This window comes from Actinobacillus genomosp. 1, assembly GCF_029774175.1.
Classification (GTDB): Bacteria; Pseudomonadota; Gammaproteobacteria; order Enterobacterales; family Pasteurellaceae; genus Actinobacillus.
In genome coordinates this window covers 970,888-985,222 of sequence record NZ_CP103834.1, presented here as the reverse complement: position 1 = coordinate 985,222, position 14,335 = coordinate 970,888, and the positions used below count along the sequence as shown (strand labels likewise).

General features: G+C 40.1%; 6 protein-coding genes. 4 read left to right on the top strand and 2 right to left on the bottom strand.

All coding sequences use genetic code 11. The annotated features are described in order from the left end of the window. Nucleotides 1–68: 68 nt before the first annotated feature. Both NYR63_RS04480 and purR read right to left on the bottom strand, forming a co-directional pair. Nucleotides 69–671 (bottom strand): DedA family protein, encoded by a 603-nt coding sequence (locus tag NYR63_RS04480; protein ID WP_279458375.1) that lies wholly within the window; start codon nt 669–671, stop codon nt 69–71. A 23-nt stretch (nt 672–694) separates the two neighbouring features. After that, entirely contained in the window at nt 695–1,705 is a 1,011-nt protein-coding gene (gene purR, locus NYR63_RS04475) for an HTH-type transcriptional repressor PurR (protein WP_279458374.1), read from the bottom strand. Between the two features lie 282 nt (nt 1,706–1,987). Here purR and NYR63_RS04470 point away from each other — a divergent pair, with 282 nt between their 5' ends. From NYR63_RS04470 to NYR63_RS04460, 4 genes are read left to right on the top strand one after another with little or no spacing between them, the layout of a single operon-like run. Further along, nucleotides 1,988–3,739 carry a ShlB/FhaC/HecB family hemolysin secretion/activation protein gene (locus NYR63_RS04470; RefSeq protein ID WP_279458373.1) on the top strand — a complete coding sequence of 584 codons (1,752 nt, stop codon included), beginning with the start codon at nt 1,988–1,990 and terminating at the stop codon, nt 3,737–3,739. An 18-nt stretch (nt 3,740–3,757) separates the two neighbouring features. Further along, on the top strand, nt 3,758–5,659 hold the full coding sequence (locus NYR63_RS11310) for a filamentous hemagglutinin N-terminal domain-containing protein (protein WP_431831768.1): 1,902 nt from the start codon (nt 3,758–3,760) through the stop codon (nt 5,657–5,659). Between the two features lie 9 nt (nt 5,660–5,668). Then, entirely contained in the window at nt 5,669–13,624 is a 7,956-nt protein-coding gene (locus NYR63_RS04465; protein WP_431831767.1) for a hemagglutinin repeat-containing protein, read from the top strand. After that, complete coding sequence (locus NYR63_RS04460) at nt 13,621–14,292, top strand: hypothetical protein (protein WP_279455430.1); 672 nt, start codon at nt 13,621–13,623, stop codon at nt 14,290–14,292. Before NYR63_RS04465 ends, NYR63_RS04460 begins: the two co-directional genes overlap by 4 nt. Nucleotides 14,293–14,335: the final 43 nt, after the last annotated feature.

Genomic DNA, 14,335 nt, shown 5'->3' with positions numbered 1-14,335 from the left:
GCTTTGGGGTTTCTTTTTGCAAATTTTAAGCAAAAAAAGACCGCTTGTAAGCGGTCTTTTTCATCAAATTAAGCTTGTTTATTTTTACGAGATTTACGCCATTTCCAGCCTACATAGATGGCAATCACACCTAAACCGGCAAAAATAATATGCTGTCCGTTTTTTACTTGTTCGTGTAGCCAATCGAGGTTTTGTGCGCCGTAATCGCCTAAATAGACCCAAATCGGCACGGAAATAATCGCCGCACAGAAATCAACCAACACGAAACGAGTATAACTTACACGACGAGTAATACCGGATACCAGATACACCACCGCACGTAACCCCGGTAAGAAACGCGCTAAGAATAATAAGCGGTTGCCTTGTTTTTCAAAACGTTCCTGCACCATTTGGTAACGTTCTTCAGTCACGATATTACGAATTAACGGAAACTGGCGAATTTTTTCACCGTAAATACGGCCTAACCAATACATGGTACTATCACCGATTAATACACCGAACATACTTACCACTAACATCCAATGTACGTTGGTATAGCCTAAGCCTGAAATCACGCCGCCGGAAACCAAAGTAATATCTTCCGGAATCGGTACGCCGAAGCCACAAGCCAACAAAACCAAAAATACAGCCCAATAGCCATAGCTACTGAAAAAGCTGATTAAAAATTCCATATTTGCTCCTTCTCTAACTGGGATTATTTATTTAAGTTTCTCACGGAACGACGTAAAACTAATTCGGGATGAAACTCAATCGTTTGAGGCTGATATTGCGTTTTATCTATTTTAATTCGTTCAAGTAAGATATTGAGTGCTTTTACACCTAAACGCGATTTAGATTGATGGATTGTCGTGAGCGGCGGAGAATAAAAGCGTGACGAATGAATATTATCGTATCCGATAATTGACATATCGTGCGGCACGGACAATCCTTTTTCGCTTAATGCCGAAATGGCGCCTAATGCAATCGTATCGCTGAAACAAAAAATCGCGGTCGGTAATTTTTCCAAACGTAATAAATTATTCATTTGCTCAAAACCGCTTTCCGGTTCGAAGTCGCCTTCATAAATCCATTCTTGGTGCACAGGTAAATTTGCTTCGTGCATCGCTTTTAAGAAACCTTCGTAACGTTCTTTGGAAAGGGTTTTGCTTAGGTGACCGGCGATAACGCCGATATCTTTATGACCGTTTTCAATTAAATGTTGGGTAGCTAAGTATCCTCCTTCAAAGCTATTATCCAAAATACGATCGCTATGATTATCGGCTTTACCCCAATCCATAACCACCATTGGAATATTTGTACCGTTAAATAATTCTAAAGAATCGCGAGTATATTCGGAACACATTACCAACACACCGTCCACTCGTTTTTTAATTAACATATCGAGGTGGTTTTGAATCTTTTCCGGTTCATTTTGAGTATTACATAAGAAAAGAGAATAACCTTGCTGATAACAATGTTCTTCTACCGCTAACACGATTTCAGCAAAGTAAGGCGCTTCACTGGTCGTGATGATCATACCGATGGATTTCGTAGTATTGACTTTTAAACTACGAGCAACGGCACTCGGGGAATAATTTAATTGTTGGATGGCATCCCAAACAGCTTTACTGGTATCTTCTGCTACAAAACGGGTTTTATTAATTACATGTGAAACGGTGGTAGTTGAAACACCGGCTAATTTAGCAACGTCTTTAATTGTAGCCATAATTTTTTGTTCTCTTTTTAATATAAAAATAAACTCTTATTATAACGAAAATTACTCAGCTAAGAGAGAAAATTCTTAAAATAAATATGTAAAGAATAAAGAGAGTAAAAAATAAGAGAAAAAATAGGTGTAATGGTCTGATCAGACTTGATACGGGGTATTCAACAATAATTAATTTTGAACAGATGTTATCCTGGGGTTTATAATTATCTAATCTTCATTTAAACACTTTTAATAATATAGAATTTAATCCATAAATTAAAATGGAACTAGGTAAACATAATGTACTTCCAACCAAAATTTCTTAACATACCACTCGCTGCTGTTTCAATTAGCGTTTCGGCGAATCAATATTCGAGTTTATCAGAGTTAAATCAACTGGATGCTACACAACAACAAAGGCAACAGCAATATCAACAATCAAAAGATAAACAACTACAAGTCTCAGCGGATGTTCGTTTAGACACGAACGTTCAACAACCTTTTTCGTTTTTAAAACAAGAATCCCCTTGTTATCCTATCCACTACATTTCATTGACCGATTACGGTTCAAGCACTTCAACCAGCCAATTCCAATGGGCATTAGATAAAGCCGCACACGATTTAAAACTTACTCTACCACATTGCCTTGGAGGTGAGGGTTTAGGCATTTTAATGAAGCAGGTGCAAAATAATATTATTGAGCAAGGTTATGTGACGACCCGAGTGGTGACGGAAGAGCAAGATTTACGTGGTGGTAAGTTAAATTTAACCGTCATTTTGGGGAAAGTGCGTAATACGATTATAGCGGATAGCGGTGTTGTACCTCGCTTTACTAAACTACATGCTTTAACCGCCTTTACCTTTGAAAAGGGGAATTTGCTCAATGTACGTGATATTGAGCAGTCTTTAGAAAATCTAAAACGCGTGCCGACGGCAGAAGCGAATATTGAGATTTTACCAAGTGAAGATGAATTGGCTTCCGTAGGCGACAGCGATTTAAAAATCCATTATGCGCAAGGATTTCCATTCCGACTGAGTGTCGGGCTAGATGATGCCGGTTCGACTTCAACCGGAAAATATCAGGCAAACGGTACGTTTTCCTTTGATAATCTGTTTTCCGCTAATGACCTTTTCTACACTTCTTTTACGCACAGCCTGAAAACGAACAATGATGATAAAGGCGAGCGAGCCAATAAAAACCTCTCTTTCTATTATTCTATCCCTTTCGGTTATTGGACCTTATCTGCTTCTCTGAGCTATAACCGTTATCGCCAAGAGGTCTTTGGAGCATTTGATAATAATTATATTTACTCAGGCAAAAGTAATACCACTAAAGCCACCCTTTCTTATTTACTTTATCGAGATAGTAAACGTAAAACGTCTATATCAGGCGGTTTTTGGTCTCGCCAATCACAAAACTATATTGACGGTGGAGAAATTGACGTACAAAAACGCCGTATGGCAGGTTGGGAGGCCGGTATTTCACATAAAGAATATCTAGGCGATGCGACTTTAGAATTATCAGGAAGTTATAAACGTGGAACGGGCGCAAGAGGGGCATTATCCGCACCGGAAGAGCTTTGGAATGAGGGGACTTCACGTCCGCAAATTATCACGGCTTCTATTGATTTTACACAACCGTTTATGCTGGGAGAGCAAGCGTGGCAATTTAATACCGGTTGGAATGCGCAATGGAATAAAAACCCGTTAATTGCACAAGACCGTTTTAGTATTGGTGGACGCTACACCGTGCGAGGCTTTGATGGAGAACTTACGCTTTCAGGTGAGCGTGGTTGGTTATGGCGTAACGAATTCGCTTGGAATGTGAATCGTTGGGGACAGCAACTTTATTTGGCATTAGACGGCGGTCGAGTAATGGGCAGAGATGCGGAAAGTAGATTAGGGCATCATTTGATGGGGACGGTACTCGGCTTACGCGGTGGTTTTAGCCGTTTTAGCTACGATATTTTTGTCGGTAAACCGCTTCGTAAACCGGCAGGTTTTAAAACCTCGAATACAGTTGCCGGTTTTAACTTAAATTACCATTTCTAGTTTTGAACAGGATAAAAAATGAATAAACAATGTTTCTGTGTCATTTTCAGCAAGACTTTACAACGTTTAGTGGTCGTGTCAGAGCTTGCCAAGTCCGAAGGTAAGTCTACTGAACAATCCTCATTCTCGCTTTCGCAAATTTTTGCCAAAATGCGACCGCTTACCTTTAGCCTCTTTTGTGCGTTAGGTTTTGTGGCGTTTTCTGATAATGTCCTTGCGGAAACTTTGATTATTCAAGCGGATAAAACCGCACCGAAAAACCAACAACCGATTGTGTTACAAACTGCCAACGGTTTACCTCAGGTTAATATCCAAACGCCGAATGATAAAGGTTTATCGCACAATAAATACAATCAATTTAGTGTCGATACCAAAGGTGCCGTTCTGAACAACAGTCGCACCAATACCCAAACGCAACAAGGCGGTTGGGTACAAGGTAACCCCTATCTTGCCCGTGGTGAAGCCAAGGTTATTTTAAATGAAGTCACTTCAAATAATCCGAGTGTATTAAAAGGCTATGTGGAAGTGGCAGGCAAAAAAGCTGATGTGATTATTGCCAACCCGAACGGGATTCATTGTGCAGGTTGTGGCGTGATTAACTCCGATCGAGCCACGCTAACCACTGGTAAACCGCAAGTTAAAAATGGTCATCTCGACAGTTTTGTGGTGGAAAAAGGTAAGGTCAGCGTTTTAGGCAAAGGTTTGGATAATAGCCGTGTGGACTATACCGAGATTTTGGCTCGTGAAGCGGAAGTAAACGCCGGTATTTGGTCGAAGAAAGAAACCAAAGTTGTGACGGGTAAAAATACTATCAAGCGGTCGAATAATACGGAAGAATTGCAAATTATTCACACAAATCAACCGCTTGCAGGCGAAAATCAACCTAAATTTGCGGTGGATGTGGGTGAATTAGGAGGAATGTACTCGGGCAAAATCCACCTTATCGGCACGGAGAACGGCATAGGTGTTCGCAATGCCGGACATATTGGTGCAAGTAGCGAAACTTTAAAAATTGACAGTCAAGGCAGAATTGTCAATCGAGGTACATTTAACGCCCAAAAAGAAGTACAACTTGCAGGTACAAAAGGCATTGAAAACCACGGAAAATTGGAAACCAACCAAGGCAATATCGTTTTAACTAGCCAAGCGGATATCCAACAACACGGCTCAATTGTAGCACGACAAGGCGATATCCAACAACGAGCGGCAAATGACATTCGTCAAAGCGGTGAAACTATTGCGAAAGGAAAAATTAGCTTTGATGCCGACCATATTGAAGCGAGTGAATCGTCACTGATTGCTGCCGGTGTGGATATTCAAAGTTCGAAACAGGGGGAGACTCGTCAACTCTCAGCACAAGCGGATAACGGCAAAGATATTCATATTACTACACGCCAACAAGCGGTGTTAAATGGCAAAAATATTGCAAGCGGTACGCTACAAATCAAGACGGACAAAGCCGATTTAAACAAAAGCCAAACCAGTGCCAACAGAATTGATGTTCATGCTAAAACGGGCGATATTCAAGCAAACCAAGCCAAACTCAGTGCCAAAGAGACGCTGCGTTTAAACACGCCTAAAACTTTATCTACCGAAAGTAGTCATGTCAGTGCAAAACGTATTCAAACGACACAAACCGACTTAAATACCCGAAATGCAGTATGGGAACAAACCGGTGAGCAAGACTTTGCCTTGAAAGCCCAAACGATAAATAACCAAGGCGGTGCGATAAAAACACAATGTAAATTTACTGTTAGAGCGGAACAGCTTGATAATACGAAAGGGCGTTTAGTTTCGAATGCGGAAATGGACATCAAAACTCAAGCACTGAATAACAAGTTAGGTTATCTCGTAAGCAATCAAACCCAAACGGTTAACAGCCAACAATTAACCAACCAACAAGGTGTGATTGCCAGCTAAAACAGTAGCGTGGATTTAAGTGTCTCAAGCTTACTGAATAACCAACAAGGCACGATTTCTGCAAAAAATCAGCTAAATTTAACCGCTTACGGAGTGGATAATAAGCAAGGAACGCTTTATACAGCACAAGATAACCTTGTTTTAGATGCACAGAAACAAGCTTTGAATAACCAACAAGAGCAGATTTTATCCGGAAAAGCATTACAAATTGATTCGGCTGAAATTAATAATCAGCAGGGTACGCTTTTCTCTACGGAAAATCAGCAGATCAATACCAATGGTCAGCAGCTTACAAATACTCAGGATGGAAAAATTCAGAGTTTAGCGCAACTTATTATCAATACAGCGTTACTTGATAACCAAGGTGGTTTTATTCAAACGCAGCAGGGCGGAACCATCACGGCATCACATATCTTGAATAATAAAGTAGCGGAAAACGGCTCATTAATTGAAGCCGGTACGCCACTTGTTGTGAATACGCCAACCTTTGAGAATAACGGTACTGTTGCTCAAGACAAAACACCGACACAAGGTATTATTGCACAAAAACTGACGCTAACTTCGGATCGTTTAGAAAACGAAAAAGGCGGTATTTATCTGGAAAGCGAGGGCTTACTGAATATTGCTAAGGCAGTAAACAATCAGGCTGGTGAGATTTTAAGTTGGGGAGGGTTATCGATTTCAGGTTATCAAACTGATCTTATAGTGACAAATAAAGAAGGTAAGATCCAAGCAGAAAAGAGATTATCTGTTGAGGCTAAAGCGATCAGTGAAGATGGACATTTAGAAGCTAAAGAGCTAAGTATTAAACAGAAAGATGATTTTAATACTAAGAATAATATTAATGCAAAAAGCACACTTGCTATCGAGACGCTTGGTAATGTGGTCAATAATCATAAATTATCAGCTAGTGATAAGTTAGCCTTAACGGCGCAAAGTTTAAACAATGCGGCTGACGGTCGTATTAGTTCAGGGCATACTCGTATCACGGTAAATGACAAAGTTGAAAATAGAGGCTTAATTAATAGTTTTAATGAAGAGGATACGTCAAAAACTGTCGTTAAAGCTAAAGTGATCGAGAATAAAGGTTCCGGCCGTATTTATGGTGATTATGTTGCACTTGGAGCTGAAAATATTCTTAATCAAGATGAGAGCGGTAAAGCTGCAACAATTGCGGCTCGTAAAAGTTTAGATTTAGCAAGTAAAACGATTACGAATGAAATGGCTACTTATGATCAAAACCTAAAAGGTGGCGGCTATATTTATAGTGGTGGAGATATTGTTTTTGGTAGTGAATTAAATGAGCAAGATCTTGCAGAAGGACAAGCGGACTCATTCAAAAATATTAGTAGTGTGATAGAAGCGGTAGGACATACGGTACTGAATATTAAGAATATTGAAAATATTAATAAGTACTATCGTTCCGAATTACAAATTGTCGGTCCTATAAATGAAGTCGATAAGAATTATATTTTGCCGGAGGGAGAGGCAACTAAAGTTGATCAACCTTATAACAACGGTAAGTTGCCGTATATCAGTACTGATGAATTACAGCGGATCGGATTTAGCCGTACATGGAAATGGATGCGCAAATACAATGTGAATAATTTGGAAGTTATTACGGATACAGATCAAATCAAAAGTAAGGTATTAGCATCTCCTAATCAGGTTAATTGTGACGACAATCAGAATTGTAAGTCATTAGATGCAGGTGTTTATAAAAAAGATAGCCCAGTTTGGGGATATTTTGGTATTGAGGCACCAACAGAAGATGTACCTGAAATTACTCCGGAAATGGCTGCATATTTAAAACGCTTAGAATTGAATGATGAGAAGTTAAGCTCTCTTTCAGATGAAGAACTTGTAAAATTAGATCAGCAAGAAGAGAATCAAACTTTGCCTGTAATTCCACTATTACCGATACAACCAGCTAAACAAGCTAATGAAAGTGAAGAAGTATTTCAGACAAAACTAGAAAATTATCGCAAAGAAAAAGAGGCTTATGATAAAGCCGTCCAAGCCAAAAAAGACTATGAGTTAATGAAGCCATTACAAGAATGGACAAATAAATATGGCGATAAACTCAAAGCATTGACAGAAGCGATTGATACACATAATAAAGAGATTGTTGGTGATGTGTATGATCGTTTCTGGGCAATTAATGTTAAAAAGGAATATGTTAAAGAGAATGTAACTACTCGTACTGCGCCTGCGCAGATCCTTTCAGGAGAAGGAATTACATATAACAGCGAACGATTCTTAAATGATAAAAGCTGGGTAATTGCTAAAGGTATTGAGCAAGTAGGGATCGGTAAGTTAGAAAATAGAGATGATGAAGATGCTATCCATCAAGATATTGAGGAAGGGAATCGTCATTTCTCTTATACAGTATGGCGAGGGGGGCATAGACGCTATTTCCAGCGTAAAGATAATAGCCATGGTCCATTAATGCGTATTAACGAAACTCATAAGGATATGGGAATTTGGCAAGAAAGAAATGATATTACACCAAGTGAGTTCAATGGTTATGTTAATTCAGTAGACGCAAATGGGATCTCGTCTCAAGGAAATGAATTAGCTCTTAAGCCTTTACAAGAAGATGTACCAAAATTTAAAGAATTAACTATTTCGGCAATTCCAACGCCTCAAGACGGAATAGAAATACGCAGCGTGAAAGCGGATACTCGTTTACCGAATCAGAGTTTATATAAAATTAACCCTGATGCGGATAGTCACGTCTTAATTGAGACGGATCCGGATTTTACCGACCGAAAAAGATGGTTAGCAAGCGATTATATGTATAACGCCCTTCGTTCAGAACACGAAGCGGTGCATAAACGCTTGGGCGATGGTTTTTATGAACAGCGTTTAGTGAGAGAGCAAATCAATAAGCTGACCGGAAGACAATTCTTAGGCGAGTTTGAAAATTTTGACGACCAATATAAAGCATTAATGGATGCCGGTGTAACTTTTGCGCAAAAATTTAACTTACGCCCGGGCATTTCATTAAGCTCAAATCAAGTTGCACAACTTACTTCCGATATTGTCTGGTTAGAGACCGAAAGCGTGACATTACCAAATGGCCAAGTAGAACAAGTTTTAGTGCCGAAAGTGTATGCGGTTGCTCGCAAAGGTGATATTAGCGGCAAAGGTACATTGATTTCTGCCGATAAAATGAATGTAAATACGACTTCATTAATTAATGAAGGGACGATTGCCGGCCGTAATTTTGTAAAATTCGCAGCAGATAAATTGGTAAATAGCGGTAAGATTTCCGGCGGTATATTGCAAGGTAATGTTTCCGGTGATGCGGAAAACAATGGCGGTGTTATGGAAGCAAATAGTGCATTATTCCTTGATGTTGCAGGGAATTTTACACATTCTTCCACCACCCGAGATACTGAAATTGATTTAGACGGCTTTAAACGTAAACAAACTACGCTAGATCGTAAAGCGTTATTACACGTAAAAGATGCAAACGGCACCTTACAGGTGACGGCGAACAATATCACCCTTAACGGCTCGGATATTATTAATGACGGTCAAGGTTTAACTTATCTCAAAGCAAAAGACCAAATGCATTTAGGCACGGTTGCAGTCGGTTTTGATGAGAAAATGGGCGGCGGCAATCACTATCGTAATGAAGCAGTACAAGATGTAGTGGTAAGCCGTGTATCGGGTAACGGCAATGTGACTTTAGTTGCGAATACGCTTACTGCTGAAGGCGCAGAACTCGGTGCGAAAGAGCGTTTAGCTGCATTAGCTGAAAATGATTTAGTACTCGGCACAGCATTACGTTCAGGCGAATATGAAGAATACCATAAATATAAAAAACGCAATGCTTTTGGCTCTTCAAGCTTAGAAACAGAAAAAACGAGAGATGTGACATCGCATAAAGGTAGTGTACTTGCTGCTAAAGATGTTTATTTAGACTCACGCAAAGGTAACCTTGATTTAACAGCGGCAGAGATTATTGCGTTAAATGACATTACTGCATTTGCTGAGAAAGATATCATATTAGGTGCAGCGGAAAATACAGAGACAAAAAGCGAAAAAGAAATTCGCCAAAGCAGTGGACTTTCAGCTTCGAAAAGCAGAGGTGTTGCCTCTGTCGGTTATTCGAAAAATAAATCTGATATGAGAGATAAAAATGTAGCGACAAGTATTGCGACTACGGTATTAAACTCGGTATCAGGTAATTTAACCATATCTTCTATTCATGGTGATGTTACAAGCAATGCGGCAAGAATGAATGCCGGAAGAGATATTGCTATTGAAGGTAATAACGTTCATTTAAATGCAATGACAGAGCATGAAAATAATCAATTCAGCTATAAGTCAAAATCTACCGGCTTTGGTGTGAGTGCGGTATATAACCCTGTACAAGTGGTAAAAGATAACTTTGGTGAGCAAGCGTCACAAGGTTCAGCGGCTGGGGTTATCGGTAAGATTTTAACTGCTGCAGATGCGGCGTCAAAAACCGCCAACCAACTCATGAATCCGGGAAGTCCTTATTTCAAAACGCAAAAAATTGAGCTGAATAAGGACACTCAAAAAGAAACAGCTGTCATTGGACATGTAGATGCTGGCGGTAATTTAAGTATTACTGCAAGAGAGGGCGATATTACTTCTCAAGGCTCACAGCTCTCTGCGAAAGGAGATGGTTCATTATCGGCGAAGGAGGATATTCAGCTTGATGTAGCAACTTCCTCAACTTCACAAAATAATCGTTCAACCCGTAAAGGTATTGAGTTAAATGCTTCGAAAGGTGGCGGTATCTATAGTGAAAAAGATCTTGGTGAAGGTGATACGGTTACTGAACAGGCAAGTGTTTTATCATTTGGTGGCAATAGCAGCGTAACAGCGAAGCAAGGGGATGTTCGTTTAGCCGGTACTCAATTAGTGAGTGAAGGAGATAACCGCATTTCCGCAGGTGGAGATGTGGTATTAACAACCGTTGAAAAACGAGTAGGGCAATCAACCTCAAGTAAAAAACACCATATTGGCGAAGCAGTCGTATCAGAAACGGAGCGTTTTGGCGGATACCATCGTCAATTAAGTAGTGAGAGTCATGATAGCGTAAGCCACAGCGGAGCAACTATCGCAAGCTTAAACGGTAATGTTGATATTGAAGCAGGTAATGATTTCCACCAAACAAGCGGCCAAATTTTGGCGAAAAAACGCATAGATATCGAGGCGGAAAAAGTCACCTTTGATGTTGCACATAATACAGGCACAAGTTCAAGCCATAAAAGCGATCTAAAAATGGGGACATTTGCCCGAGTAGGCTCGCCGATTATTGATTTAGTGCAGGCGGTAGAAAGTGCGATAGAAAATAAAGAGGCGAATGATAGAGTCAGAGCAGCACAAGCGTTAGGCGTTGCGGCAAAAGGCTATTCTGCTTATGCCAATGCAGCGGCAGGCGGAGCATTGTTGCGCGTGGAAGCGGGTACCGGCTATAGACATAGCCGAGAGCGAATGGAATCTGCACAGTCGGAAGCGCAAGGTAATGTAGTGAATGCGCAACATATCAGCGTAAAATCAAGAAGCGGAGATATTCAAGCGAAGCAGACGGACTTTGTTAGCCGAGACAGTGAAGGCAATCGCTTAGCGGATAGCTCAATTACGTTAGATGCACATAAAGACCTCATCGTGGAATCAAGCCAAAGCACAGCGAAGCAAAAAGGCAAACAGCAAAGCAGTGGTTTTGAAGTGGGGGCTGGTGTAGCGGTAGGAGCCCAAACTGGGGCGTATATTTATGTACAAGGCGGTTTTACGAAAGGTAAACAAGACGAACAGCATGTTGTACAAAATAATAGCCACTTAGACAGTGAAACCATCACGTTAAAAAGTGGGGGAGATACCACATTAGCAGGCGCAGTAGCGAAAGGAAAAACCATTAATGCGGATGTGGGTGGTACATTAACAGTAGAAAGCCGTCAAGATGAACATCATTCTAAGAGCAGCAGTGTAGGTGCAGGCGGACGCGTGCAAGTTGCGCTGGGTACGGCATGGGGCGGAAGCGGTTACGGCAATGCCTCAAGTGGTAAATCGAACAGCAAGCAAGTGGTAGAGCAATCGGGTTTATTTGCGGAAGAGGGCGGTTATCATGTTAATGCAGACCACGTACAGCTAAATGGCGGAGCGATAGCGAGTACGAACCCGACTAAGAGTGAATTAAGCACAAATACGCTTGCTTTTAAAGATATTGAGAATGAAAGCGAGAGCAAAGCCTTAACGGGCGGCATGAGTGTATCGGCTAACCTGAATAAATTAGGTAATGCGGAGGCGACAAGCAAAGAAGGAGCGAAACAGCAAGCGGACTTGGCGAAACTGACGGGTACAACGCAAAGTAACGGTATCAAGCCGACAGTCCCGATGTATGATAGCGAAAGTGATAGCAGTGTGACGAAAGCAACGTTAACGGAAGGCAAAATCACCTTAAACAAAGATAGCCAACCGACCGAAACGACGGCACAAGCGCTAGGGCTAAACACAGACTTAAACCAAGCGAATAAACAAGTTGAAGCGACGTTTGATATCAAACAGAAGTTGAAAGACCAACAGGTACTTTCAGCGGCAGTGGGAGATATTGGTGCGGCAGCTCAAGCTTATACAGAAAGTAAAGCAAAAGAACTAAATCAAGAAGCAGAGGAGCTTGAGAAAGCAGGAAAAATAGCTGAAGCAATTCAGAAGAAAGAAGAAGCGGAGAAATGGCAAACCTCGGGAGAACATAAACGCAAAGTTGATGCGGTTACTACGGCAATCAGTTTAGCTATCGCAGGTAAACCAACAGAAGCGGTAGTTGCAGGGGCTGCATCCCCTTATGTGAATCAGGCGATAAAACAGCTGACAGAGCAGAGTGAAACGGCAAATATTGCAGCCCATGTATTATGGGGCGCAATAGAAGCGGAGCTGGCAGGCGGAAAAGCGAGTACGGGAGCCGTTGCGGCAGGTGCAGCAGAGATAGGCGCAAGAGTACTCACGCAGGGGCTTTATGAAAAAGAGCCGCATGAACTGACGACGGAAGAAAAAGAGGAGGTATTAGCGCTCAGCAAAGCCTTAGCCGGTTTAGCATCAGGTGCAGTAAATGGTAGTTCAAGTGTAGAAACGCTAAACGCAGTGAGCACAGGGGTAGAAGTAGCGAAGAATGCGGTGGAGAATAATGCGTTATCATCAAAAGATGTTGCAGCATTATATAGAGATATTCGTAAGGCGATAGAAAATGGGGAAGATGTTGAGGCAGTCTATAAGCATTATCGTCAGTTAAGCCAAGCCCAAAGAGAAGCGCTTTTGAGTGATTGTGGTGAAAGTTGCCGTTTGCCGGTTGAAGGAATGCTAGGGAATGCAACGGAACTTGCGGTAGATTATTCAGGTTTAATTTGGGGGTGGATGTCAGGTTTATCGACAGAAGAGCGTTCTCGCTTTTTAACGTTGGTGGAAGAGGAAAATACGAAGTCAATAAATGCATTAAAAGCTAGACATAGTTTTGCGGAAAATGCACTTGAATTTGGTGTAAATGCGGCACAGATTGTTGGCAAGGAACAATTAGGACATAAGCCGACTCAAGTTGATTTTGCGAAGAAGTCGAATAAAGTGGATAGAGGTTCTGCAATTCCATATCCAAATCCAGAAAAAGTACAGATAGCAGATAAAGAAGTTACATATAAATCTAATGCGAAACACACTAAAGGTATGCCAGGAAATAGACCAAATGCAGGGATAGAGCCTAGAAATTCATTAGAACTTTTTAGAAATTCTGTAGTAGATGGGAAAAAACGCTATTCAATTGATTCTCAAGGAAACATTCATCAATTTAATTCTAATAAAGAGGGGACAGAATGGCATTGGGCTGGACGGACAGGAAGGGATCAACCGGCATCACAAATTTTAGATACAAAAAATATTAGTAATGATATTTTAAAAAAATTAGGTACAACAGAGAAAGAGGTTAGAAAAAAATGATATTTGGGAATCCAGGAGTCTATGATGAAGAGGGTAATTTTAGTAATTTTGCAATACAAGTTGATAAATTAGTTGGAGAATTTTCATCATTAAATCTTATTTTAGATATGAAGTTATATCCATCTTACCTAGCTTATAATATGAATTCATGTTTATTGGGGGGGGTTGACTGGAATAATGATATTTTTAATCGAGAAGATGAGTTTCTTTATAATTTACCTGATCGAGAATTAATGATTGAGTTAATTAAACAAAGTTTTTTATCGCTTTTTGGTATAGAGAAAGCAATAGAAAAAGGGATTATTGACTATGAGTTGATAAAAAATGATGAATCAATTTTGTTTGATTATATCGATGATATTGTATCGAATGAAAGATTGTTAGAAACTAGAAATAATTTATGGGATATTGATGATTTTGAATATTTTGGCAAAGGAGTGTATCCATTTATAGTTAATTTTAATGGTTTTACAAAGATTGTTTTAGTTAATAAAACTATGAATATAGATGAATTAGGGGAGTTATCTCGTTTTTTTAATAAAGATATGACATTGAAAAAAAACTTACAATTCTTTGATGAGGGATATTGGCATGTGGATGTTTCTATATTAAAAACTAGTGAGTTTAAAAAAATAATATTAGATGTTAATAAATTTTTGTCAGAATAGCATGATATATATTAATATTCCCTAGAGAGTGAATATAGATCTT